19 protein-coding genes and 1 pseudogene are annotated in these 25,579 nt (G+C 65.0%); 6 read left to right on the top strand and 14 right to left on the bottom strand.

What is annotated here, in order from left to right:
* Window positions 1-70 precede the first annotated feature (70 nt).
* Window positions 71-2,512, bottom strand: coding sequence for a bifunctional acetate--CoA ligase family protein/GNAT family N-acetyltransferase (locus AC6LJY_RS26595; RefSeq protein ID WP_120153746.1), 2,442 nt, complete (start codon window positions 2,510-2,512; stop codon window positions 71-73).
* 119 nt (window positions 2,513-2,631) lie between these two features.
* On the opposite strand from AC6LJY_RS26595, the gene gltX reads away from it, so the two are divergent.
* Window positions 2,632-4,038 (top strand): glutamate--tRNA ligase, encoded by a 1,407-nt coding sequence (gene gltX / locus AC6LJY_RS26590; RefSeq protein WP_498137142.1) that lies wholly within the window; start codon window positions 2,632-2,634, stop codon window positions 4,036-4,038.
* Window positions 4,039-4,271: 233 nt separating this feature from the next.
* On the opposite strand, the gene AC6LJY_RS26585 is transcribed toward gltX, so the two are convergent.
* The 3 genes from AC6LJY_RS26585 to AC6LJY_RS26575 form a co-directional block, all read right to left on the bottom strand.
* A complete protein-coding gene (locus tag AC6LJY_RS26585; RefSeq protein ID WP_485801984.1) occupies window positions 4,272-5,471 on the bottom strand; it encodes an MFS transporter in 1,200 nt (399 codons plus the stop codon).
* A gap of 157 nt (window positions 5,472-5,628) precedes the next feature.
* The gene (locus AC6LJY_RS26580) at window positions 5,629-6,135 is read right to left on the bottom strand and encodes a hypothetical protein (RefSeq protein ID WP_046806514.1); all 507 of its coding nucleotides are present in this window, start codon (window positions 6,133-6,135) and stop codon (window positions 5,629-5,631) included.
* Window positions 6,136-6,402: 267 nt separating this feature from the next.
* Window positions 6,403-6,852 carry an Lrp/AsnC family transcriptional regulator gene (locus AC6LJY_RS26575; protein WP_046806515.1) on the bottom strand — a complete coding sequence of 150 codons (450 nt, stop codon included), beginning with the start codon at window positions 6,850-6,852 and terminating at the stop codon, window positions 6,403-6,405.
* 130 nt (window positions 6,853-6,982) lie between these two features.
* Here AC6LJY_RS26575 and AC6LJY_RS26570 point away from each other — a divergent pair, with 130 nt between their 5' ends.
* The 5 genes from AC6LJY_RS26570 to AC6LJY_RS26550 all read left to right on the top strand — a co-directional run bounded on the left by AC6LJY_RS26570 (window position 6,983) and on the right by AC6LJY_RS26550 (window position 16,760).
* Complete coding sequence (locus tag AC6LJY_RS26570; RefSeq protein ID WP_498137141.1) at window positions 6,983-10,489, top strand: indolepyruvate ferredoxin oxidoreductase family protein; 3,507 nt, start codon at window positions 6,983-6,985, stop codon at window positions 10,487-10,489.
* 303 nt (window positions 10,490-10,792) lie between these two features.
* Window positions 10,793-13,723, top strand: a complete 2,931-nt coding sequence (locus AC6LJY_RS26565; protein WP_046806517.1) for a ribonucleoside-diphosphate reductase subunit alpha — start codon at window positions 10,793-10,795, stop codon at window positions 13,721-13,723.
* A gap of 19 nt (window positions 13,724-13,742) precedes the next feature.
* Complete coding sequence (locus tag AC6LJY_RS26560) at window positions 13,743-14,939, top strand: ribonucleotide-diphosphate reductase subunit beta (RefSeq protein ID WP_104145178.1); 1,197 nt, start codon at window positions 13,743-13,745, stop codon at window positions 14,937-14,939.
* A gap of 347 nt (window positions 14,940-15,286) precedes the next feature.
* On the top strand, window positions 15,287-16,051 hold the full coding sequence (locus tag AC6LJY_RS26555; RefSeq protein ID WP_104145179.1) for a histone H1-like DNA-binding protein: 765 nt from the start codon (window positions 15,287-15,289) through the stop codon (window positions 16,049-16,051).
* A 148-nt stretch (window positions 16,052-16,199) separates the two neighbouring features.
* Window positions 16,200-16,760, top strand: coding sequence for a YggT family protein (locus AC6LJY_RS26550; RefSeq protein ID WP_046806520.1), 561 nt, complete (start codon window positions 16,200-16,202; stop codon window positions 16,758-16,760).
* Between the two features lie 51 nt (window positions 16,761-16,811).
* Here the strand turns inward: AC6LJY_RS26550 and AC6LJY_RS26545 are convergent, their stop codons facing one another.
* The 10 genes and pseudogenes from AC6LJY_RS26545 to prmA form a co-directional block, all read right to left on the bottom strand.
* Window positions 16,812-18,257 (bottom strand): D-alanine--poly(phosphoribitol) ligase, encoded by a 1,446-nt coding sequence (locus AC6LJY_RS26545; RefSeq protein WP_498137140.1) that lies wholly within the window; start codon window positions 18,255-18,257, stop codon window positions 16,812-16,814.
* A gap of 16 nt (window positions 18,258-18,273) precedes the next feature.
* Window positions 18,274-19,401: an MBOAT family O-acyltransferase gene (locus AC6LJY_RS26540; RefSeq protein WP_046806522.1), complete on the bottom strand. Its 1,128-nt coding sequence runs from the start codon at window positions 19,399-19,401 to the stop codon at window positions 18,274-18,276.
* A gap of 7 nt (window positions 19,402-19,408) precedes the next feature.
* Entirely contained in the window at window positions 19,409-19,561 is a 153-nt protein-coding gene (locus AC6LJY_RS26535; RefSeq protein WP_104145181.1) for a hypothetical protein, read from the bottom strand.
* A complete protein-coding gene (locus tag AC6LJY_RS26530; protein ID WP_314360622.1) occupies window positions 19,558-20,745 on the bottom strand; it encodes a D-alanyl-lipoteichoic acid biosynthesis protein DltD in 1,188 nt (395 codons plus the stop codon). Before AC6LJY_RS26530 ends, AC6LJY_RS26535 begins: the two co-directional genes overlap by 4 nt.
* Window positions 20,723-20,962, bottom strand: a complete 240-nt coding sequence (locus AC6LJY_RS26525) for an acyl carrier protein (RefSeq protein WP_046806524.1) — start codon at window positions 20,960-20,962, stop codon at window positions 20,723-20,725. The genes AC6LJY_RS26530 and AC6LJY_RS26525 overlap by 23 nt, the downstream gene beginning before the upstream one ends.
* Before the next feature lie 394 nt (window positions 20,963-21,356).
* Complete coding sequence (locus tag AC6LJY_RS26520) at window positions 21,357-21,860, bottom strand: outer membrane lipoprotein (protein ID WP_046806525.1); 504 nt, start codon at window positions 21,858-21,860, stop codon at window positions 21,357-21,359.
* Between the two features lie 215 nt (window positions 21,861-22,075).
* The gene (locus AC6LJY_RS26515; RefSeq protein WP_046806526.1) at window positions 22,076-23,017 is read right to left on the bottom strand and encodes a carbohydrate kinase family protein; all 942 of its coding nucleotides are present in this window, start codon (window positions 23,015-23,017) and stop codon (window positions 22,076-22,078) included.
* A gap of 12 nt (window positions 23,018-23,029) precedes the next feature.
* Window positions 23,030-24,040 (bottom strand): DUF3426 domain-containing protein, encoded by a 1,011-nt coding sequence (locus AC6LJY_RS26510; protein WP_498137143.1) that lies wholly within the window; start codon window positions 24,038-24,040, stop codon window positions 23,030-23,032.
* A gap of 456 nt (window positions 24,041-24,496) precedes the next feature.
* A pseudogene (locus AC6LJY_RS26505) lies at window positions 24,497-24,601 on the bottom strand (zinc-ribbon domain-containing protein); the annotation flags it as partial.
* Window positions 24,602-24,627: 26 nt separating this feature from the next.
* The gene (gene prmA, locus AC6LJY_RS26500; protein ID WP_120153731.1) at window positions 24,628-25,554 is read right to left on the bottom strand and encodes a 50S ribosomal protein L11 methyltransferase; all 927 of its coding nucleotides are present in this window, start codon (window positions 25,552-25,554) and stop codon (window positions 24,628-24,630) included.
* Between the last annotated feature and the right edge of the window lie 25 nt (window positions 25,555-25,579).

The raw sequence follows: 25,579 nt of genomic DNA, 5'->3' as shown, positions 1-25,579 counted from the left end.
GACCAAGCCAGGCCGGGCCAGGCCGGGCCGGGCCGAGCTGGGCCAACCCGATGCGCTACCGTGTCGGCGCCTAGGCCAGGCCCAGCCACACGCGCCGCATCGTCGGGTCTTCCGGGTCGGCGTCGTTGGTAAAGCCCAGGCTGGTCATCAGCGCCAGCATGGGCCGGTTGGTCGACAGCACCAGGCCATCAATGTATTCCAGCCCCTGCTCGCGCGCGGCGTCGATCAGCGCCGTCATCAGCTGGCGGCCCAGGCCGCGCCGCTGCCAATCATCGCCGATCACCAGCGCGTATTCCGCGCCGCGCCCGTCCGGGTTGCGCAGATAGTGGGCAAAGCCCACGATCACTTCGCGCGGATGGCCGCGGTTGGCCGGGTTGGGCACCTGCGTGGCCGCCACCAGCGCCAGTTCACGGTGGTAATCCACCTGCGTATAACGCGACACCATGCGCGGTGTCAGCTCGCGCATCATCGACACAAAGCGCATATAGCGCGACCGTTCGGACAAGCCGCGAATGAATTCCTGCAAGGCCTCGCCGTCTTCCGGACGGATAGGGCGCAGCACCCACGGAATGCCGTCATTGAATCGGCGCACGTGCACCAGCCGCGTGGGATACGGATGGATCGCCATATGCGGATAACCGGACGTCTGCGGCGTTTCACAGCCCGGCGTTTCGGTCAGCATCATGCGCAGTCCGCCCGCGCGCAGATGGGTTTCGCCGGCGTAGAGGGGGTCGATATCCAGCGTTTCGATGTCGGGCAATTCCGACACCATTTCAGACACCAGCACCACCGCCTGTTGCAGCGACTCGGCCGCCATATGGCCCACACGCGGCGCCAGCACACGGCGCCACAGCCGGCTGCGTTCGATCAGCTGACGGGCCAGGAAGCCGTTGAGCGGCGGCAGATCCATGCCGCGATCGGCCACGGACAGCACCGCGTCGGGCCCGCCCGCGCCAAAGCGGATGACAGGGCCAAACTGCGGATCGCGCCGCACTCGGATCGCCATGGGGCGGGATTCGGGTTCGGCGGACGCCACCTCCACCGGCATGTCGCGCAGCGGCACGTAGAACAGGCCAAGCAAGGTCCGGATTTCGGACGTATTCAATTCACGGCGGCAATCCGCCCGCACGCGCGCGATGAGTTCGCGCGCGGCGGCCAGGTCGGGCACGTGGGTTGGGGGTTCTTGCGGTTGCGTTTGCAGCAGCAGCTGCTGGTTGTAGTGGTGCGAGGCCAGCACGCCGAACGCGTCGGCGGCCGATTCCGGCGTACGAAACGCCGACGTGCCCGCATCGTCCAGCATGCGGCGCAGCGGTCGCATGCCGGCGTCGCCCATGAAGCAGGTGACGACGGGCTTCTTCGCGCTGGGCGCAATCTGCGCCAGCTCGCGCGCCACGGCGGGCATGTCGGCCAGCGCGTCAGGCGCCAGCAGCACCAGCACGCCATCCACGCCCGTGTCGTCCAGCACCGTTTCCAGAATGGCGCGGATGCGTTCGGGCGTCAGCGGCGTGTAGGTAATGACGGGGTTGTCGCAGGCGGCGTCGGGCTCCAGCATGGCTTCCAGCGCGCGGCGGGTGGTGGGCGCCAGGTCGGCGCGCAGCACGGCGGCGTCGGGGCCGATCAGGTCCATGGCCAATTGCGGAGGCCCGCTGCCGTTCGAGATCAGCGCCACGCGCCGGCCCTTGGGGCGGCGCGTATAGCCCAGCACTTTCACGGCCGAGAACAGCTGCACGAAGTAGCGCACGCGCACGGCGCCCGCGCGGCGCAGGGCGGCATCGAAAATGGCGTCGGCGCTGTCGGCATCGGACCGACCCGCCTTGAGCACGATGACGGGCTTTACGCTGGCCGCGGCGCGCAGCGCGCTCATGAATTCGCGCGCCGGCCCCACGTCTTCCAGGTACAGCACGATGCTGTCGGTGCGCGGATCGCTGGCCAGGTAATCCAGCACTTTCGACAGCCCCACCACCGCTTCGTCGCCCAGCGACACGGCGGTGGAAAAGCCGATGTGCACGTCTTCGGCCCAGTCCATGACGGCGGCCATGATGGAGCGCGACTGCGCCACCAGCGCCACGCGCCCCGCGCGCGCCAGCACCGGGTGCTGGCTGAAGTTCAACCCGGCATGCGGCCGCTGCGCGCCAAACGAGCGCGGCCCCAGCAGTTCGCAGCGGTTCTCTTCCGCCCACGCGCGGCACAACGCCCAGGTGCCGCGCGGATACGGATCGGGCAGTTCGTGCGGTAACAGGATCACGGCGCGCGGCGCCAGCGGCGACAGGCGGCGCAGTGTTTCCGGCAGCACGGCGGGCGACACGCAAACCAGGGCCAGATCAGGCCGCGCTCCCGCCGCCAGGCCTTCCAGGGCGGCGGGCAATTCCGGCGCGGCGCCCGCCTGGCAATCGACCACCGTGGTCTTCGCCTTGAGCGCGGGCGACAGAGAGCCCGCCGCCGGCAGTGGCCGGTCGGCAACGATCACCAGCGAACTGGGTTCGAACATGGGGGCAAGCGCGTGTCGCAGCATAGGGGGTACGCCCTAATCTAAAATACCGTTCATCGTAACAAGACAAGCCCGCCGTCCGCTTGATGTGGACCCAGCCTGACGCCGCTTTTGTGGCGCCGCAGCCGCTATCATTGCCACCTATGACTTCCAACGCCACCTCCCCCATTCGTACGCGCTTCGCGCCTTCGCCCACGGGCTTTCTGCATTTGGGCGGCGCGCGCACCGCGCTGTTCTCCTGGGCGTTCGCGCGCCACCATCAAGGCACGTTTGTGCTGCGCATCGAAGACACGGACGTCGAGCGGTCCACGCCGGAAGCGGTCGAGGCCATTCTGGACAGCATGCAGTGGTTGGGCATGCAGCCCGATGAAGGCCCCTTCTATCAAATGCAGCGCATGGACCGCTATCGCGAAGTGGTCGCGCAGATGCTGGCCGCCGGCACTGCCTACCACTGCTACAGCTCGCCCGAAGAAGTGGAAGCCATGCGCGAAGCCGCCCGCGCACGCGGCGACAAGCCGCGCTATGACGGCACGTGGCGCCCCGAGCCCGGCAAGACGCTGCCCGCCATCCCCGAAGGCCGCAAGCCGGTGGTGCGCTTCAAGAACCCGCAAGAAGGCGCCACCTCCTGGAACGACATGGTCAAGGGCACCATCAGCTTCGACAACACCGAACTTGACGACCTGATCATTGCGCGCCCGGACGGCACGCCCACGTACAACTTCTGCGTCGTGGTCGATGACTGGGACATGGGCATCACGCACGTGTTGCGCGGTGACGATCACGTCAACAACACGCCGCGCCAGATCAACATCCTGCGCGCGCTGGGCGCCACGCTGCCCGAATACGGCCACGTGCCCATGATCCTGGGCCCGGACGGCGAAAAGCTGTCCAAGCGCCACGGCGCGGTCAACGTCATGGAATATGACAACGACGGCTACCTGCCCGAGGCCATGATCAACTACCTGGCCCGCCTGGGCTGGAGCCACGGCGACGACGAGCTGTTCTCGCGCGAGCAACTGGTGTCCTGGTTCGACACCAAGCACCTGTCGAAGTCCGCGTCGCAATGGGACCCGAAGAAGCTGAACTGGGTCAACGCGCACTACATCAAGCAGATGGACAACGCGGAGCTGGCCGAACGCGTGGCGCCGCGCGTGGCGAACCGGGGCGGCCACCCTGAAAAAATCGACCTGCCGGGCGTGATGGGCCTGCTGAAAGACCGCGCTGAAACCTTGGAACAATTGGCCGATGGCGCGATGCTGTTCTGCGCGCCGTTCGCACCGGCCGCGCCGGAACTGGTCGAGCAGCACCTGACCGCCCCCGCGCGCGAAGCGTTGGCCGACTTTGCCCAGCGCGCGCAAGACACCGACTGGACCCGCGAGGCCCTGTCGGCGCTGATCAAGGCCGTGCTGGCCGACCGTGGCATGAAGATGCCGCAACTGGCGGTTCCGCTGCGCGTGGCGGTGACGGGTCAAACGCAAACCCCGGCCGTCGACGCCGTGCTGGCCCTGCTGGGCAAGCAGACGGTGCTGGCCCGCCTGGCTGCGATCTAAGCAGGACGGACTTCAAGCCGGACCGGGCAAGGCTCGTCCGACTCAGCACAGACCTGTTGAACCCGGATCGGCTTAGCCAAGGCGATCCGGGTCGAATCCGATATGTTGACCCAAAGACGGCGTTCCGAGTTTTCGGAACGCCGTTTTTTCGTTTTGCTATTGGCTTGCTGTTGGCTTGCTATTGGCGGGCCGTTGGCCGGCGGTTGCCTTGCCATTGGCCCTGCCCCCCCGCCCTACGCGTTCGTGATCGCCGCGCGCGCCTTCAACGCCCGGGCGAAGAACGCGCCCAGCAGGGGCAGCAGCACCGCCGACCCGCCAAACAGCGCCGCGGCGCCGATCTCGTCCACCACCGCCCCCGCCAACGCCACGCCCGCCGCCTGCCCCATGAACAGGCACGACGCAAACCACGCCACCGCCGTGCCACGCGCGGAAGGCACCATCTGCGTCGCGTTGGTTTGCAACGTGGCATGCAGCAGGTAATAGCCAAAGCCCGCCAGCACGCTGGCAAGCAGGCTCCACATCCAGATCGGACCCAGCAGGTACGACAGGAAGGCGACGCCCAGCACCAGACCGCCCGCAACCGCCAGGCCGCGTTCGCCCAGACGCTTGAGTATGCGGCCGGCCACGACCGTGTAGATCAGCCCGCCCACCGCGTACACCGCCACCAGCGCACCGGCGGCCGTCAACGAAATGTTGAATCGTTCGTGCAGGTAAGACGGCGCGAATGCCAGCGCGCCAAAGACCAGCAGGCCCTCAACGAACACCGTGGCCAACACAATGCGCGCCCACGGCGTGCCCAGCACCAGCCGCGCCTGCCCGATAAAGCCCTGACGAACCGCGTTGGGGTCCACCTGCGCAAAGCCCGCCGCGCGCTGGCGCCGCACCTCCAGGTGCAGCAGCACGCCCACGATCAGGTAGCCCACCACCAGGGCCGCGAAGGCCCAGCGCCAGCCCACGGTGTCCGCGAAAATGCCGCCGGCCAACTGGCCCGCGGACATGCCCAGGATGGTGCCGGTCAAAAAGCGGGCCAGCGTCGCCTGGCGGCGCTCGTAGGGTACGTTGTCGCCAATCCAGGCCATCGACAACGGCACGATGCCCGCCCCCGCCGCGCCGGACAGCGCGCGGCAAAGCACCAGCACATCCAGGGATTCGGCCATGACGGCGCCCGCGCTGCCCAACGCACAGGCCACGGTGGCCACGCTGACCACGCGGTACTTGCCGTAGCGGTCGCCCACGGGACCGAAGAACATCTGCAACACGCCGTAGGCCACCGCAAACGCCGTCACGGCGCGCGCCGCCTGGCCGGTGGTCGTGCCGAATTCCGCCGCCAGCTGCGGCAGCATGGGATCACAGATGCGAAAGGCGCTGGCGCTGACAAAGGCGGCCAGGGCAAGCAGCGCGATGGCGCGTGCTTCAGAGGACATGGCGGGCATGGGGAACCGGCGGCTAGGCAAAAGTCGAAGCCCGCACCTTACCGCAGCCCGGCCATCTTGGCGCGGTGGGCGAACGCAGTGTCCGCCCCGCGCAACGGTGCGTCGGGCGCGGCCTTGTTCCGGCGCAGCGCCGGCATGCGCCCTCCCCGCGCAACGCTCAATACGGCAGGCGATAGCCCTGCGGCATGCGGCGCGCGGTGACCACCTGGCCGCCGCTCTTGAGTTCGCGCAGCGTCAATTTGGCGTGCTCGACTTTTTCGACGCGATAGCGGTTCAGGTAAATGGGGTCGTTGGCATCCACGGGCTCGCCGGCGGACTTGGTGGTCTGCATCGTGTAGACGTTGTCGGCCACCGTCCAGCAACCGGTCTCGCGCAGGGCCGGGCGCGACTTGCGCCCGATCTTGAGCAAAGACTCATAGGCCATCGAGCCATCGGCGGACAACACGATCAGCGATTGCAATTCGCCGCTGACATCGCGCGGGCGCGTGTTCGACAGCCAGGTACCAATCATGGGGTCGCCGCTTTTGGCCGGCACACAGGCCACCGCCTTGGGTGGGTCCGCGGGCTGCGCCTCGGTAATGACGGCGGGCTTCCTGGCGACGCACCCGGCCAGGATAAGAACGGCGCAGGCGATGCCGGCCGAACGCAAATACACACTGCTCATGACTTCCTCAACACGTCTGTCGACGCGCCGCGCCGATCACACCGGCACGTCCCTCGCGCAGCAAACATCACGCACTCTAAAGAGCCGCTGGGCAAGAATCAACGACGATCCGCGCGGTGTGCAATTGCGCAACAGTCCGCGTCGCAAAGCCGCTGGTTTAGCCATGGAACGCGCACGAATGCGTTGGTTTCAAGCGACACCGCGCGCGTGTCCACGGCTGCTTTTTCCGCGCGCTCTATATATAGAGGGCGCTGCGATCGGCCTGGGTCACAACGGCAGCCGTTGTTCGTGCTTGATCTCGCGCAGCGCCACGATGGTGCGCGTCTGGCGGATGCCCGGCATGTTGAACAGGAAGCGATGCAGGAAACGGTCGTAGGCCTCGGGGCTTTCCACCAGGATCTTCAACAGGAAGTCCGAATCGCCGGTGACGGCGTAGCACTCCAGGATTTCGGGCGCGTCGCGCACCGAGCGTTCGAAGTGTTCAACCGTGTTCGACGAATGCCGCTCCAGGCTGATCTGCGCAAACATGCAGCCCAGGCCCACCTTGCTGCGGTCCACCTGCGCGCTATAGCCCTGGATCACCCCGCTGGCTTCCATCGCCTTGACCCGCCGCCACACCGGCGCGGCCGATAGCCCTACCTTGTCGGACAGCTGCTGCGCCGAAGCCCGGCCGTCCTCCTGCAAGGCCTTGAGGATGCCGATATCGGTCTTGTCCATCGCTTTGTCTCCTGGTTTTTGTCGAACACGAAATGTTCATTGCGAATTATAGGGATAGCACGATCCAAAAACGCAATAAATCGGATGCCTCGCGAACCTATCATGGTGCGAAATACCAGGAGCATTCACTATGGACGGCACTCCCGCCCCCGAACCCCAGCTGGACCTTGATTACCAGCTTGCCGACAACCTTACGCGGGAGTCCGGCCGCATCTTCCTGACGGGAACGCAGGCGCTGGTGCGAATCATGCTGACGCAGGCACGGGTCGACCGTGAACGCGGGCTGAACACGGCGGGCTTTGTGTCGGGCTACCGCGGATCGCCATTGGGCGGCGTGGACATGGCCATGTGGAAGGCGAAGAAGGCGCTGGACGCCAGCAAGATCTCGTTCCTGCCCGGCATCAACGAAGACATGGCCGCCACCGCCGTCATGGGGACGCAGCAGGCCGGCGTACGCGCCGATCGCAACGTCGATGGCGTATTCGCCATGTGGTACGGCAAAGGGCCGGGCGTGGACCGCGCGGGCGATGCGCTGCATCACGGCAACGCGGCCGGCGCATCGCGCAACGGCGGCGTGCTGGTGGTGGTGGGCGATGACCACACCGCCGTGTCGTCCTCGATTCCGCACGCCAGCGAAGCGTCGTTGATCGGCTGGCAAATGCCGATCGTGCATCCGACCTCGATCGACGAGTACGAGACCTTTGCGCTATGGGGCTGGGCGCTGTCGCGCTATTCCGGCACGTGGGTCGCATTCAAGGCGGTGTCCGAAACCATCGAAAGCGGGCACTCGTTCACCCCCGCCGCCGTGCAGCACTACGACATGCCGTCCAACTCCGACATGCCGCCCGAGTCGCTGGAGTATTCCGCGCGCGACTTCCTGTCGCTGGCCGTGGAAGCGCGCATGAATCTGCGCATGAAAGCGGTGGCCGCCTTCGCGCGCCGCCACAGCATTGACCGCCTGACCTGTCCGGCGCCGCGCGCCACCGTGGGCATCGTCACCGTCGGCAAGGCGCATCTGGACACCATGGAAGCGCTGGCGCGCCTGGGCGTGGACACCGTCACCGCCAACGCGCCCGTGCGCATCTACAAGCCGGGCCTGACCTGGCCGATGGACGGTGAACGGCTGCTGGAGTTTGCACGCGGGCTGTCGCACGTCCTGGTGATCGAAGAAAAAGGCGCCGTGGTCGAAAGCCAGATCAAGGATCTGCTGTTCAACCTGCCGGACCGCCCGACCGTCATCGGCAAGAAAGGCCTGGACGGCGAAACGGTGGTGCCGTCGGCGGGCCAATTGCGCCCGTCGCTGCTGGCGCGGCCGCTGGCGGCGTGGTTGTCGCGCAGCGCCGGCCTGCCGCTGGGCACGGACCTGGCCGCGTTCGATTGCCAGTCGGCGCTGTCGAACGACGCCGATGGCATGCGCCGCCGGCCGTATTTTTGTTCGGGCTGTCCGCACAGCACGTCGACCAAGGTGCCCGAGGGCAGCCAGGCCTTGTCCGGCGTGGGCTGTCACTACATGGCTGCGTGGATGGACCGCGACACGGGCGGGCTGACGCAGATGGGCGGCGAAGGCGTGGACTGGATCGGGCTGTCGCGCTACACCAAGATGCCGCACATCTTCCAGAACATGGGCGAAGGCACCTACTACCACTCGGGCTATCTGGCGATTCGCCAGGCGGTCGCCGCGCGCGCCAACATCACCTACAAGATCCTGTTCAACGACGCGGTTGCGATGACGGGCGGGCAACCCGTGGACGGCCCGATCTCGGTGCCGCAGATCTGCCAGCAACTGCGCGGCGAGAACGTGGCGCGCATCGTCGTCACCAGCGACGAGCCTGAAAAATACCAGGGCGTGGACCTGGGACCCAACATCAAGGTGCACCACCGCCGCGAGCTGGATGCGTTGCAGCGCGAGCTGCGCGAGATTGCCGGCGTGACCGTGCTGATCCATGACCAGACGTGCGCCGCCGAAAAGCGCCGCCGCCGCAAGAAGAACCAGTTCCCCGATCCGGCGCGCCGCATGCTGATCAACAGCGCGGTGTGCGAAGGCTGCGGCGACTGCGGCGTGCAATCGAACTGCCTGTCGGTGGTGCCGCTGGAAACGCCGTACGGCCGCAAGCGCGCGATCGACCAATCCAGCTGCAACAAGGACTATTCCTGCGCAGAAGGTTTCTGCCCCAGCTTCGTGTCGGTCATGGGTGGCAAGCCGCGCAAGAGCGCCGCGCCCAAGACCGATCAGGAACGCCTGCAACGCCTGATCGAGCAATTGCCGCAACCCGCCACGCCGTCGCTGGACCGGCCCTACCGGCTGCTGGTCGCCGGCATGGGCGGCACGGGCGTCATCACCATCGGCGCCATCGTGTCGATGGCCGCGCACCTGGAAGGCCTGTCGGCGGCGGTGCTGGACCTGACCGGCCTGGCGCAAAAGGGCGGCACCGTTGTCAGCCATATCCGCTTGGCGCCTGCCGGCGCGCCGGCGGGTCCGGTGCGACTGGACTGGCAGCAGGCCGATGCCGCCATCCTGTGCGACCCGGTGGCCTCGGTCGCGCCGGATTCGCTGGGCGCGTTGCGCCGCGGGCACACGCAGGTCACCGTCAACACCTATGTGGCGCCCGTGTCCGAGTTCACGCGGGACCCTGACGCCGCCATGCGCCCCGAGGCGTTGCTGGCCAAGATTCGCCACGCCGCGGGCGATGCCAACACGGCCGCCATCGACGCGCACGAAGCCGCGCTGGCATTGTTTGGCGACAGCATCCTGTCGAACATGTTCATGCTGGGCTATGCCTGGCAGCGCGGCGGCGTGCCGTTGTCGCAGGCGTCGATCAACCGCGCCATCGAACTGAACGGCGTGGCCGTAGCCGCGAACCGCGCGGCATTCGACAGCGGCCGGCTGGCTGCGCATCAGCCCGACGCGCTGGAAAGCGCGCTGCGTCCGCGTGCCCAGGTGGTACAGCTGCACGTGCCGGAAACCTTCGAACGCGCCGTGGCCCGCCGCATTGCGGACCTGACCGCGTATCAAGACGCCCGCTACGCACGCGTCTACCAGGACGTGGTCGAAGCGGTTGCCGCGCGCGAACGCGAATTGGCGCCCGAGGCCAAGTCGCCGCGACTGGCGATGGCGGTGGCGCGCGGCCTGTTCAAGCTGATGGCCTACAAGGACGAATACGAAGTGGCGCGGCTCTACACCGGCGAGGCATTCCAGGCGCAGTTGAAGGGTCAGTTCGAAGGCGACTACAGCCTGCGCTTTCACATGGCCCCGCCGATCTTCGCCCGCAAGGACCCGCGCACCGGTGTGCCGCGCAAGATGACGCTGGGGCCGCGCACCATGTCGGCACTGAAATTGCTGACACGGTTGAAAGGACTGCGCGGCACCTGGTTCGACCCGTTCGGCCACACCGCCGAACGCAAGATGGAGCGGGCGCTTGTCACCGAGTACCGCCAGACCATAGACCAGCTTCTTGTAGGGTTGACCCGCGACAAGATCGCGCAAGCAGCTACAATCGCCGGCCTTGCAGAAACCATCCGCGGCTACGGCCACGTGAAGTCTGCGAACGTCGAGAAGTACCGGACGCAATTGGGTCGATTGATGCAGAGCTATATGGCACCGGCCCCGCGCGACATACCCCTGCGGAAAACCGCATAAACAGTCGCTCTGAGCGGTGCAGTCCTGGGCGCGCCTTACTGGGCGCGCCCAGTGCATTTAGTAACAATCTTTTGTGAGCTTCGTCATATCTTCTTCTTGTTCCAGTAGGTCTCGATCACTAGAATTAGTGTCCAACGAGGGGTGCTACACTACATGTTGTGGTCGCCTAAGCGCTGATTCTCGTCGGCCACGCCTTTTGGACTAAGCCGTCCAAGCCGTTCCGACCCCCTCAAAAGATCCACATTCGTACCGGACATGACCGCCGTCATGTCGCTATCTACGCGTTTTCGCACAGGAGCTTCCATGCAGACTTCGATCGCCTCTGTGACCCGGCCTTCGGCCGTGCCGCCCTCGCAAACCGATTCCCCTGCCGACGCCAATGGCGGGCAATGGGCCAGCTACAACATCATTCGCCGCAATGGCTCGGTGGTTGGGTTTGAGCCCAGCAAGATCGCCATCGCCATGACCAAGGCCTTTCTGGCCGTCAACGGTGGCCAGGGCGCCGCGTCCGCGCGTGTGCGCGAACTGGTCGAGAACCTGACCAGCCAGGCCGTGAACGCCCTGGTGCGCAACCGCCCCAACGGCGGCACCTTCCATATTGAAGACATCCAGGACCAGGTCGAACTGGCGCTGATGCGCTCGGGCCAACATGACGTTGCCCGCGCCTACGTCCTGTATCGCGAGAAGCGCACGCAAGAGCGCGCCGCCGCCGCTGCCGCCGAAGGCCAGGAAAAGGCCGCCGCCGCTCCTGAAGAACACGTGCTGAACGTCACCGACGCCGGTGTGCGCCGTCCGCTGGACCTGGCTGAGTTGCGCGCGACCATCGTCGCCGCCGGCGAAGGCCTGGACGAATTCATCGATAGCGAAGCCATCCTGAAGGAAACGGTCAAGAACCTGTACGACGGCATCCCCGTCGACGAAGTGTTCAAGTCCGCCATCCTGTCCGCGCGCGCGCTGGTCGAAAAAGACCCGGCCTACAGCCAAGTCACCGCTCGCCTCTTGCTGCACACGATCCGCAAGGAAGTGCTGGGCGAAGAAGTCTCGCAAGACGGCATGATCGCGCGTTACGCCGAATACTTCCCCACGTTCATCGCACGCGGCATCGAAGGCGGCCTGCTGTCGCCCGAACTGGCCAACTATGACCTGACTCGCCTGGGCAAGGCCTTGAACGCCAAGCGCGATCTGCAATTCGGCTACCTGGGCCTGCAGACGCTGTACGACCGCTACTTCCTGCACATCCGCGGCACCCGCATCGAACTGCCGCAGGTGTTCTTCATGCGCGTGGCCATGGGCCTGGCGCTGCGCGAAGCCGACCGCGAAACGCGCGCCATCGAGTTCTACGAGATCCTGTCCTCGTTCGACTTCATGAGCTCGACGCCGACGCTGTTCAACTCGGGCACGCTGCACTCGCAGTTGTCGTCGTGCTATCTCACGACCGTCTCCGATGACCTGGAAGGCATCTACGACGCCATCAAGGAAAACGCGCTGCTGGCCAAGTACGCCGGCGGCCTGGGCAACGACTGGACCCCGGTGCGCGCGCTGCGCAGCCACATCAAGGGCACCAACGGCGAAAGCCAGGGCGTGGTTCCGTTCCTGAAGGTCGTCAACGACACCGCCGTCGCGGTGAACCAGGGCGGCAAGCGCAAGGGCGCGGTGTGCACGTACCTGGAATCGTGGCACCTGGACATCGAAGAATTCCTGGAACTGCGCAAGAACACCGGCGACGAACGCCGCCGCACGCACGACATGAACACGGCGAACTGGATTCCCGATCTGTTCATGAAGCGCGTCATGGAAGGCGGTGAATGGACGCTGTTCTCGCCGTCCGACTGCCCCGACCTGCACGACAAGGTCGGCCGCGCGTTTGAAGAAGCGTATGTCGGCTACGAAAAGCGCGTCGCCAGCGGCGAGCTCAAGCTGTACAAGAAGATGCCGGCGCTGACGTTGTGGCGCAAGATGCTGTCGATGCTGTTCGAAACCGGCCACCCCTGGATCACGTTCAAGGATCCGTGCAACATCCGTTCGCCGCAGCAACACGTGGGCGTCGTCCACAGCTCGAACCTGTGCACCGAGATCACGCTGAACACCAACGAATCCGAAATCGCGGTGTGCAACCTGGGTTCGGTGAACCTGGTCGCGCACATGAAGCCGGCTGCCGGCGGCGGATTCGAACTGGATCACGACAAGATCAAGCGCACGGTCAGCATCGCGATGCGCATGCTCGACAACGTTATCGACATCAACTACTACGCCGTCGAGAAGGCCCGCAATTCCAACGCGCGCCATCGTCCGGTGGGCATGGGCATCATGGGTTTCCAAGACTGCCTGCAAATGATGCGCGTGCCTTACGCATCGCAAGCCGCCGTTGAATTCGCTGATCGTTCGATGGAAGCCGTTTGCTATCACGCGTACTTCGCGTCGAGCCTGCTCGCCGAAGAACGTGGTCGCTATCAATCGTATGAAGGTTCGTTGTGGTCGCGTGGCATCTTGCCGCAAGACACGTTGAAGATGCTGCGTGATGAACGCGGTGGTCATGTTGAAGTTGATGAATCGAGCACGCTCGATTGGGATACGTTGCGCGCGCGCATCAAACAACACGGCATGCGCAACTCCAATTGCGTGGCAATTGCCCCAACCGCGACTATTTCCAATATCATTGGTGTATCTGCGTGCATCGAACCTACTTTCCAGAACTTGTACGTCAAATCGAATCTCTCCGGCGAGTTCACGGTCGTTAACGATTACCTCGTGCGTGACCTGAAGAAACTCGGTCTCTGGGACGAAGTCATGGTCGCCGACCTCAAGTACTTCGACGGCAGCCTGTCCCGCATCGATCGCGTACCTTCCGAACTCCGCGAACTCTACGCCACCGCGTTCGAAGTCGAACCGAGCTGGCTGGTTGAATGCGCGTCGCGCCGTCAGAAGTGGATCGATCAAGCTCAGTCGCTGAACATCTACATGTCGGGCGCATCGGGCAAGAAGCTGGATGACACCTACAAGCTGGCATGGCTGCGTGGCCTGAAGACCACGTACTACCTGCGTACCCTGGGCGCCACCAGCGCCGAGAAGTCCACGGGCCGCGGCGGCGAACTGAACGCCGTCACCGCTGGTGGTCAATCCACGGCCGCGGCCGTGGGCGCCGCACCTGTTTTGCCGGAACCCGAAGTTCTCGGGGCGGTTTGCACCATGCGGCCGGGCGACCCCGGCTTCGAAGAGTGCGAAGCCTGCCAATAACCGCCTCCGGAGAATTGAAATGATTAATTGGGAAGACGACACCACCGCCACGCAACCTGCTTCCCCCGCCCCTGCGGGCGGCCAGCAGGCTGCGCCCGAAGTCCGGGCGGCGACGGGTGTATTCGGCGACACCGCCATGCCCACGCCTGCCGCGCCTGAACACGCGGCGGGTCTGGCTGCCAGCGGCGCCGCTACCGCGCAGCGCGTGAAGGTTGCCGACAAGCGCATCATCAACGGCGAAACCGACGTCAATCAACTTGTGCCGTTCAAGTACAAGTGGGCGTGGGAAAAGTATTTGGCCACGTGCGCCAACCACTGGATGCCGCAAGAGATCAACATGTCGCGCGACATCGCGCTTTGGAAGAACCCCAACGGGCTCACCGAAGACGAACGCCGCATCGTCAAGCGCAACCTGGGTTTCTTCGTCACGGCCGACTCGCTGGCCGCGAACAACATCGTGTTGGGCACCTACCGCCACATCACGGCTCCCGAATGCCGCCAGTTCCTGCTGCGCCAGGCATTCGAGGAAGCGATCCACACGCACGCTTATCAATACATCGTCGAAAGCCTGGACCTGGACGAAGCCGAGATCTTCAACGCTTATAACGAAGTTCCGTCCATCCGCGCCAAAGACCAGTTCCTGATCCCGTTCATCGACGCGATCGCGGACCCCAACTTCAAGACGGGCACGCCCGAAGCCGACCAGACGCTGCTGAAGTCGCTGATCGTTTTCGCTTGCTTGATGGAAGGCCTGTTCTTCTACGTTGGCTTCACGCAGATCCTGGCGCTTGGCCGCCAGAACAAGATGACCGGCGCCGCCGAACAGTACATGTACATCCTTCGCGATGAATCCATGCACTGCAACTTCGGCATCGACCTGATCAACACCGTCAAACTGGAAAATCCGCATCTGTGGACGCCGGCCTTCCGCGAAGAAATTCGAGAACTCTTCCGCAAAGCGGTCGAACTCGAATACGCTTACGCCGAAGACACGATGCCGCGCGGCGTGTTGGGTTTGAACGCACCTATGTTCAAATCCTACCTGCGCTTCATCGCCAACCGTCGTTGCCAGCAAATCGGTATCGAACCGCTGTACCCGCAGGAAGAAAATCCCTTCCCCTGGATGGCGGAAATGATCGATCTTAAAAAGGAACGCAACTTTTTTGAAACTCGCGTGATCGAATACCAAACCGGTGGCACGCTGAGCTGGGAGTAAAGCAGTACGTCATCAGGCCCGGCGCGGGCACGCTCTGCGAATGCAGAGCGTCGCGTTCGCGACAGGCTTGATGACGCGCTTCCTGGTCAGGGTGTTTTCGAACACGTAGAACAAGCGGTCGGCGGCCTGTGATCAGGCTGCGACCGGCGCCATTTGAAATGGCTCGCGCCAAAGGAGCGGGGGCCATATCAAATGGCTGTGCCGAATTCATTAGCGCAAACCGTAGTAGCTGTTGCTCGCACAGAACAGCGGCATGCGCCGATGAATAGCCCGGGCACGGTTCGCCTTGTTGGCGAGTCGGGGCACGGGTTTAAGTTCTGGGACCCCTGAACCTAAGGAGCATGACCATGGCAACAGCCAAGAAAGCCGTAAAGAAAGCAGCGGCGAAGAAGCCCGCCGCCAAGAAGGCAGTCGCTAAGAAGGCCGCACCGGCCAAGAAAGCCGCTGTCAAGAAGGTAGCAGTCAAGAAAGTCGCCGCCGCCAAGAAGCCGGCAGTGAAGAAGGTTGCCGCCAAGAAGCCGGCAGCCAAGAAGGTCGTCGCCAAGAAAGCGGTAGCCAAGAAGGCCGTCGCTAAAAAGGCCGTCGCCAAGAAGGCGCCTGCCGCCAAGAAAGCGGTAGCCAAGAAAGCCGTCGCCAAGAAGGCCGTTGCCAAGAAGGCAGTTGCCAAAAAGGCCGTAGCCAAGAAAGCGGTAGCCAAGAAGGCCGTCGCCAAAAAGGCCGTTGCCAAGAAGGCGCCTGCCGCCAAGAAAGCGGTAGCCAAGAAGGCCGTCGCCAAGAAGGCAGTTGCAAAGAAGGCCGTTGCCAAGAAGGCTCCCGCCGCCAAGAAGGCCGTTGCCAAGAAAGCAGTAGCCAAGAAGGCCCCCGCTGCCAAAAAGGCTCCTGCCGCCAAGAAGGCGCCTGCTGCAAAGAAGGCTCCTGCTGCTGCGAAGAAGGCTCCTGCTGCCGCCAAGCCGGCTGCTGCTGCCAAGCCCGCCGCTGCCAAGAAGCCTGCTGCCAAGAAGGCCGCTCCCAAGAAGCCCGCAACGCCGCCCTCCACGGCTGCTGCCCCGGGCGCAAAGACCGCGCTGAATCCCGCCGCGTCGTGGCCCTTTCCCACGGGTGGCCGTCCTTAATTCGGACGGTTCGAAGCAATAGCTTCACTAGAGCCGCCTGGCCTTGGCCGGGCGGCTTTTTTGCGCCTGCGCCATCCGCCAAATGCGGCGGCAATATGTGCGCGCAGCGTGCGACAATTGACTCCTCTTTTTTTGGGTGATCGCGTCCATGCTCGGTGAAATCTTCCGCTTCCTCCTCGAAATCGTGTTCACGCTGTTTGGCGCGGCATTGATTGCCCGCGCCTGGATGCACGCGATCCGCCTCCACGCTTTCAACCCCCTGGCGCGCACGATCTACCAAGCCACGAACTGGCTGGTGCTGCCGCTGCGCAAGGTCATCCCGGCAGGCAACAAGATCGACTGGACCAGCCTGGTTGCCGCCTGGCTGGCCGCGCTGTTCTATATCGTGCTGATCTGGCTGGTGGCGCTGGGCGCCCTGATTCCCGCCGCGCTGCTGCCAGCCGCCATGGGTTCGGCGCTGATCATGGCCATCAAGTGGGCCTTGAACCTGGTGGTGTGGCTGACGCTGATCCAGGCCGTGCTGTCCTGGGTCAACCCGACGGCGCCGATGATGCCGCTGTTGCAGGCGCTGACCGCGCCCATGCTGGACCCCATCCGCCGCATCCTGCCGCGCACCAGCATCGACTTTTCGCCGCTGGTGCTGCTGATCGTGGCGCAGATCCTGCTGATGGTGCTGGCCAACCTAAGCCAGCGCATGATGGGCCTGTAGTAAACCAGGACACGGGGCATTGCGCCCCGTTCCTGTTTTCTTGTCAGGGCGCTAGGCCGGAATGCCGGCGTAGATCTCGACCAGCTTCTTGCGGTCGATCTTGTGGTTGTTGGACATGGGCAGCGCCGGGCAGGCCACCAGCTCCGACGGCACCATGTACGGCGGCAGCCGCTGGGCCAGGCGCTCTTTCCAGCCGGCCAGCGCGTCGGGCGCCAGAAAGCGCGCATCGGGCTCTTGGGCCACACCCGCCACGAAACCAATCAAGCGCACCGCCGTGCCATCGGGCCGGCGCAGCACCGCGCACGCCCCGCCCTCCACGCCCGGCAGGCCATGCAATGCCTCATCGATCTCGGCCAGCTCGATGCGATAGCCGTTCAGCTTGATCTGGTCGTCCATGCGGCCACGGCAAAACAGCAGCCCACCTTCCTGCATCAGCCCCAGGTCGCCAGTGCGAAACGCGCGGCGGCCATCTTCATAGGTGTAGAGCTTGGCTTCGTTCAGATCGGGCCGATTCAGGTAGCCGCGCATCACGTGGTCGCCCACGATGCAGATCTCGCCTTCGTCCACGATCAATACGCTATCGGGTTTGGCATGGCCCACGGGCAGCGGATCGTGCGCGGCCAGCACCGCGTCGGTGACTTCGATCCAGGTGGTTGCCACCGTGGCTTCCGTAGGGCCGTACGTGTTCAGGATGACGGCATCGGGAAAGCGTAGGCGCAGCTTCTTGGCCAGCGCGGCGGGCAAGGGCTCGCCGCAAAACAGGAACGTGCGCAGCGCGGGCAAGGTCGCGGGGGAAAAGTCGCGGTTGGCCAACTGCTGGTGCGCGAACGACGGGGTCGACACCCACACCGTCACGCCATGCTCCGCCAGGCGCGGCATCCACGTGCCGGCCGCCGCGATCTGCTCGCGTGCGTTCAACACACAGGCGCCGCCCGAGGCCAGCGTGGCAAACACTTCATACATCGACAGGTCGAAGCTGAACGGCGCCTGGTTCATGAACACCGGCGCGTCGCCCAGGCCAAAGCTGCCCAGCATCCAGTCGCCCAGCAGGCCGACGCTTTCGCGGCCGATCTGCACGCCCTTGGGGTCGCCCGTGCTGCCAGAGGTAAACATCACATAGGCCAGGCCGCGTTCAGCCAGCATCGCGCCTTCGCCACGCGTGAAGGTATCGGACGCCGCATCATAGACAGCCGCGGCGCGCACGATCTCGACGATGCGGCGCAGGCGGTCGGCCGGGTAGATGGTGTCAACAGGCACGAACGGCGCACCGATCAGCAGTGCGCCCACCATGGCGACGAAAAACGACGCTTCTTTGTGGCCGTAGATGGCCACCGGCACATCGGGGGCCACGCCCTGCTCGCGCGCCACGTCCGCCCAGGCCTGGGCTTCGTCGCGCAACTGCGACCAGCTTAGCGAGCGGTCGGCGGCGGCAATGGCCAGGGCGTCGGGCGAGAGGTCCGTATCCACGAACTGGAACGATTTCAGATCGAAACGCATGCCGAAACTCCCGGCGTCAGATGGGGCTGCGACCGCTGAACACGTACAGCGCCAGCGCAGCCAGGATCAAGGTAAGCACGCGGCCCAGGAAGCGCATCACCGGATGCGCCAGCGTGGCCTGCAACGCGGGGCGGGTGCGCGACGCGTTGATCAGCAGGTTGTGACCCACCGAATACGCGCCGAACATCAGCCCGCTGACGATGTAGTGCAGCGACAGGCCGTTCCACACGCCCATGGCCAGCAGCGTGGCGAAGATGCCGATGTTCTGCGCCGCCATGCGATGGCGTCCGAAGAACTTGGTCTTGCTCAGCGCCTTGTAGATCGGCATGAACACCACGTCGCGCAGCCACTCGGACAGGCTGATGTGCCAACGGCGCCAGAAATCCTGCGGGTTCAGCGTGGCCAGCGGATTGCGGAAGTTGATCGGCAAGGTGAAGCCGAACAGCATGCCGATGCCGATTGCCATCGTCGAATAGCCGGCGAAGTCGAAGAACAGATACGCGCTGTACAGCGACGCGTTCAACGCCACGCCCGTGAACGAATAATCGTGCGCGTCCAGCGTGGCCAGGCCATAGCGCCAGATCAGTTCGGCCAGGCCGAACTTCTGGATCACGCCCACCATGATCAGTTCCAGACCGATCAGCCACGTGTTCAGGTTCACGCCTTCATAGCCGCGCTTCAGGTCGGCCTGGAAATTGCGCCAGCGATACATCGGGCCGGCCAGCAGCGTCAGCGGGAAGAACAGGTAGATGAAGTAGTCCAGCGGCGACACGCGTTCGTTGCGCTGTGCGAACAGCAGCACATCGATGGCGCGGAAGGTCGCGAACGACAGGCCCAGCATGGCGCCCAGATGCGACACGCCCGTCTTGACCAGCAGCAGCGGTGTCATGGTGATGATGACGGCCAGCCACGTCGGAATGTAGTTGCGGCGTACCGCCCACAAGGCGCTGCCCGAGATGGCAAGCAGCGCGATGGGCTGATACGGCCGCGCCCAGAAGACCGCCATCCATACGCCCAGGCAGATCACGCCGATGATGTGGCGATAACCGATGCGCAGCGGCATGCCGAACGAGCGATACGCCAACAGGCCCAGGCCGCCGCACAGCGCGCCGCCAAAAAAACTCAAGCTTGCGAACAATTCCATGGCGCGCTCAGAACTGTTGGTATTGGAATTCGACCTTGATCGGTCCGCCGCTGCCCGTGGTGGGCTGAGCCTGAAGCACGAATACGAGGATGACCCCGATGTACAGGCACAAATGCCAGAAGAAGCGGCGCCCGGCGCCGTCCTTGCGAAAGAATTTCATCGGGAAAAGTACTCCGCAATACCTTGGTCCGCCATGGCCCAGCCTAGCTCGGCCAGATGCATGTCGTCGCGCACCATGCCCGGTTCGAACGGGATGCTGTAAAGGTCCAGGCAGCCCATCTGATAGCGCTGGCACATGCCGGTGATGGCGGCCACCACCGGGTCGAACCGTTCGACGTCCAGGATCAGCTTGGGGTTGAACGGCTGAATGACGAAGTACGCCTTGACCTTGCGCTTTTGCAGCAAGGCCATCACGCGCGACAGATCTCCGAGCTCGGTGCGGGTGATCGGGTCGACGTCGGCGAATTCGTTGCGCGCTGGCGAATACAGCGGCGCCAGGTACTGCTTGTAGTAATCGTCGCGCACGTCGTAGGGGTTGTTGCCGCCCAGCTGCCGTTCGACTTCGCGCGCCTCATGCGTCAGCCGGCCCCACTGCCCTTCGTTCAGGCGCGCGGCGGATGGCCAGGATACGAAGCGGTGCGCGGGCACCGACAGCTTGGTGCGCGGACGGTCGGGCGCCGGCTCTTTGCGGGCATGCCACCACAGCGACAGCTTGTCTTTCAGTTCAGCTACCTGGCCATTGGCGATCAGCCAGAGCAGCCCCCAGTTGGCGTTGTCGCTGATCCAGTTCTGCATCTGCTCGCGCGTGCTGGGCTGATCCCACAGGCGGTCCCAGACGGGGCCCGTCACGTGCTCGGCAAAGGCGCTGCGCGGCAGCTGGCCACCCGAAGCAAACCAGGCCGGCGACACCATGATGACCAACCGCGTGTTGGGCGTCAGGGAATCGGCCACGGACTCCAGCACGCTGACGATGCCGTAGGACTGGAACATGGCGTGGCCGTACGCCAGCGTCGGCACCTTCAGTTCTTCAGGGAAGAAGCGGTAAGGCACGAAGCGCAGGTCGTGGCTGGACAATTCGGACGAACCCAGCACGACCAGCGTCCCGTCGCTCAGGGCGTTGCCCAGGCGATTCAGGTTGACGTGTTGGGTACCCCAGTCCGGCCCCAGGTTGGGCAGGTAGTTGCTCTTGTCGGCAGCGGCGGCCATGGGCGAGGCGGTGGGCGTCACGATGCGGCTGAGCACATCGTCCGCGCCCCAGTACACCCCTATCGCCAGTGCTACTGCCGTCGCGGCGGCCGCGACGTGGGACAAGAACCGGGTGTTATGCAGTATGGGCAGCGACATAGCCGGCAAGCGTACGGACCGACTGCAGGTGTTCCGCGATTTCAGGAGCCGGGATGCTGCAACCGTACTCGGATTCGACAGCCAGCGTGATGTCCACGGCGGCAAGGGAATCAACCAGACCCGTGGCGATCAACTGCGTATCGGGGGTGACTTTCTTCATGACGATCGACTCGACGATCTCGCCGATCTTGGTGTGGAGTTCTTGCTCGGTATGCATAGATATTGCAGTTGCCTTGTCGGCAAAACATCCCCGCCCCTGGGATTCAGGTGACGAGAATACAGAAAAAAGCTGAAGCTCAACTGACGGGATTCAGCGATCCAGAACGATGTCGGGGAGCACGCAGGGACGCCCACAGGGACGCACTTGGTTACATCGCCGCGAAAGCTTGACATCGATCGCAGGCGCAATCATTGCACTTTGGCCGTCGAATCGCCATGAAACTTTTGGGCTAAATCGCGAGAAAAGGCAGGGAAACGTAACGCCTGCGGGTAAATCCCGGGGTTCTCGTTGCGGCGGAGCGACACTTTCAGGCAAAAAAAGGCCCCGATAATCGGGGCCTTCATACGCGTCGGCGCGCATCGAAAAAGCCCGCTTGCGCGGGCTTCGGGAATTACATCGGGGTGACGCGGGTGGGGCCTGCGCCGCTGATCACCTGGACGCGTTGGCCCACGCTGATCGGCACGTCGGCTTCTTGCGCCACGACACGGGTTTCGCCGTTGTCCAGGCGCACGGTGACTTCATAGCCGGAGTTGGTGCCAACGCGGTTTTCGACCGCGTTGCCCGCCAGCGCGCCAAGAATGGCGCCGCCGACCGTGGCGATGGTGCGGCCCGTGCCGCCGCCAACCGCGTTGCCGGCTACACCGCCCAGCGCACCGCCGGCCAACATGCCGACACCGCTGGACTTGTCATTCTGGATCACGATCGGGCGCACGCCCGTGACCGTGCCCGTACGGACGATCTGCTCACGCTGGGCTTGGTCGTAGCTATATACCCCGCTGGACGCGCTGCGATTCGCGCAGCCGCCAAGCACAGCCATCGACGTCACGACGGCCGCGATGGCCAGCCACCGGCCAGTACGCGGGGTCACCAGGGAAAGAGATTTACTTTGATTCATTTGGACTCCTCGATCGGGCACTGCCGACGAAAACTGATCATACCCCGCGCACTACCCCGGGCAGGCGCGGTTGCAACACACTGAAACTCACGGCCAAAGCCAGCAATCACCTTGTGACAGCGCGATATTCGCGCCGTCGCATCGGTGATTTTCAACGTCCGTTCGACCGCGCAATCGCGCGGCGGTTCCCGTGTCTCGAAGTCCGGATAAAACGATCAAGCCGGCAAGTGGATGCCGTAGGTGGCGTGCAGCACCGCGTCGATATCGGCGCGCGACGGCGCGTGATTCTGCGGGCCGCGCGAGGCGATCTTGATGGCGCCCATGACGTTGCCCAGGCGGCAGCTGTCTTCCCAGTTCCAGCCGCTGGTCAGGCCGTAAAGCAGGCCGCCGCGCTGCGCGTCGCCGCAACCGGTCGGGTCGACCACTTGCGTGGCGCGCACCGGCGCGATCTGGATCGTCTTGCCGCCGGTCAAGAGCGTGGCGCCTTCGGCTCCGCGCGTCACGACCACGGCTTCCAACGTGGCGGCAATGTCCGCCATGCCACGGCCCGTGCGCTGTTCGACAACGCCCGCTTCGTAGTCATTCACGGTCAGGGCGCGCGCCATCTTCAGCATGCGTTCCAGGTCGGCGCCGTCGAACAGCGGCATCGCCTGGCCCAGGTCAAAGATGAACGGGATGCCACGCGCGTGCAGGCGTTCGGCGTGCGCGAACATGCCTTCCTTGGCGTCCGGGGCAACGATGGCCCAGGCCGCTTGCGCATCGCTCAGGTCGTTGTCGGCCGAGAACGACATGGCGCCCGGGTGGAAAGCGGTGATCTGGTTATCGTCCAGGTCGGTGGTGATGAAGCACTGCGCGGTGAACGTATCGGGAATCACCTTGACGCGGGCGATGTCGATGCCCAGGGCCGACAGGCGTTCCAGGTATTCGCCGGCGTCTTCGCCCACGGTGGCCACGGGCAGCGGCTTGCCGCCCAGCAGATTCATGTTGTAGGCGATGTTGCCCGAGCAACCGCCATATTCCTTGCGCATGCTGGGTACCAGGAACGACACGCTCAACGACTGGATGCGGTCGGCAAGAATGTGCTCTTTGAAGCGGCCTTCGAACACGGCGATCGTGTCGAACGCCATCGAACCGCAAACCAGGACGGGGGTTGCCATGCGTGTCATCCTTTAAGGAAAGAACTTATCAAGTTGGTAGCCATTGACCTGAACACCAGTCACTTCAATGGGCACGGAAATCTTCAGCTCGCCCGCCGGCGCGAACGGCCCGCGCAGTTGCTCGGGCGTCAGGTAGTCTTCGGGCCGCAACACGCGGCGCACCACGACCGTGTCGGACAGATCCGTCAGGTCCAGCACCAGCGCCGGCCAATGCTGCGGCTTGTCGTAGCGGTTGCGCAGCACCAGGTTCAGCACCAGGCGGCTGCGACCGTCGTCGATGGCGGCCGCGCCCGTGGGCGGTTGCAATGACGACGAGGAAATCGCGATGCGCTCCAAGCGCCGCGCGTAGCCCACCGTGCAGCCCAGCGGCTTGCACGCGGCTTCCAGCACCGGGCGCACGGCCGGCACGGAGTTGGCGATGTCGGTGCGGTAAACGTATAGCAGTTGTAGGCCCAGCGCGATCAGGCCCAACAGGCACGCATAGCCCCACAATTTGCGCAGCAGGCCACGGCGTTCGGTGCGGTCCTGGTCCAGGAACTCGGGCGGGGCGCGGCCCACGTCGGTGGCGCTGGAATATCGCGTGCGCGCATCGCCCAGCACGGGCTCGATGCCGTCGTCAAAGCCGGGGCCGTCGTCGTCGGCGCGGTAGGCGTCGTGACGGCTCAGGGCGTGGTCGGCGACGTAAGGCTGGCGAACGTCGTGGTGGCGCGGGGTGCGATCGCGGGAGACGTTGCGGTGATCGACGCGCGGGTCATCGTGGTCGCCTATGCGGTGATCGTCCTGGTCGTGATGGCGGTCTTGGTCGCGGTCATGGTCGTGGTCGTGGTCGTGGTCGTGGTCGTGGTCGTGGTCGTGGTCGTGGTCGTGGTCGTGGTCGTGATCCCGATCGTCGATTCGATGATCGTCTCGGTCGTCTTCCTCGGCCCGGTCCTGCCAGTTGAACACCGGTTCGTTGCCACGCGGCGTGGCGATGATGGGTTCGGGGCGATACGTCTGGACGCGGCCATGCCGGTCGTCCCGCATTTCATCGTCCAGGTCCCGGTCCAACGGGCCTTCGTCGTCAAACTCGTCTTCCGGCAGCTTATCGTCGGGCTCGACGTGGCGGCGTATCGCCTCACGCCCGCGCAGCACGGCGGGCGCAGCGGCAGGCGCCACGGCGGCCGGAATTACCGGCTCGGCTCGGCCCGGCGGCGGCGGCGGCGGCGTCATCGGGGCGTGCGCAGGCGTTGCGGGGGCTGGCGGCACTGCCGGAGCAGGCCTTGGTGCGGCAGGCGTCGGCGCGGCGGTCGGGGCATGCGGATGCGAGGCCGGTTCGTCTTCCCAGGGCGGAACCTGGCGGGGCGCTACCGAGGGCCGCGAGAGGACCGGCGCGGCGGCGGCTGCGGCCGGGGCCGGCGTTGCGGGACGCGCGGCTGGCGGCACGGGCGGCAGCGCCTTCGCGTCGGCGCCGGGCAAGAGGCAGGCGCGGCCGTCGAAAACCGTCGAGCAGGCGCCGCATCGCACCAGGCCGTTACGGACGCGCAGCTGGTCCGGCACCACCTTGAACGTGGTGCCGCATTGCGGGCAGCGGGTGGTCAAAGCCATGTGATGCGATCCTGCCTAAGCGGTGCTCAGGCCTTCTGGCCGTGCAGGCAAACCCAGCCGTCGCGGGCGCGCCAGACCGACATCGCCATCCAGGGCGCGTAGGCGGCAGCCACTTCCTCGGCCTGGCGTTCCAGCACGCCGGACAGCACCAGATGCCCGCCCTCTGCCACGCGGCCGGCCAACATCGGCGCCAGCACTTTCAGCGGATTGGACAGGATGTTGGCCACGACCACCTGGAAGGTGCCGTCGGCCAGCGCGTCGGGCAGCATGGCTTGCAGTGCTACGTGGTTGACCTCGGCGTTGTAGGCCGTGCTTTGCACGGCCTGCGCGTCGATGTCCACGGCCAAGGTCGGGCCTGCGCCTAGCTTGCGCGCGGCAATGGCCAGAATCCCCGAGCCGCAGCCGTAGTCCAGCACGGTCGCGCCGGCGGGCAATTCGGCTTCCAGCCAGGCCAGGCACAGGTGCGTGGTGGGATGGCTGCCCGTGCCGAACGCCAAGCCCGGGTCCAGCTCGATATGGATGGCGCCCTCTTCGGCGGTGGCCGGGTCCAGCCCGGGCACATCGGGATTGTCGCGGTGCCAGCTGGGCACGATCCACAGGCGTTCGGCAATGTGGATGGGGCCAAACTGCGATTGCGTCAGGCGCACCCAGTCGGCGTCCGGCACGTCGCGCAGCGTCCAGCCGGCAAACAGCGTCGGGTCCAGCTCACCGGCCGACGCGGCTTCTTCCATGATCTGCGTGGGATCGGCGCCATCGGGCAGCAAGGCCACGACGCGGTTGCGGTCCCAGGCCTGCACGTCGGGCTCGGTGCCCGGTTCGCCAAACAAGGGGCGTTCGTCATCGGTGCCGAAGTCGGCGTCTTCGACGGACACCGACAGCACGCCCGCTTCGAGCAACGCGTCCGACAGGGCTTCGGCCTGAGCCTCCAGGCAATGGAGCACGAGTTCACGCATGATTATTCTTCCATCTGGCCATCGG

This window comes from Achromobacter sp. RT286_PF, from assembly GCF_059760425.1.
The sequence above is the reverse complement of the archived record's forward strand: the minus strand, read 5'-3'. Positions and strand labels throughout refer to the sequence as shown.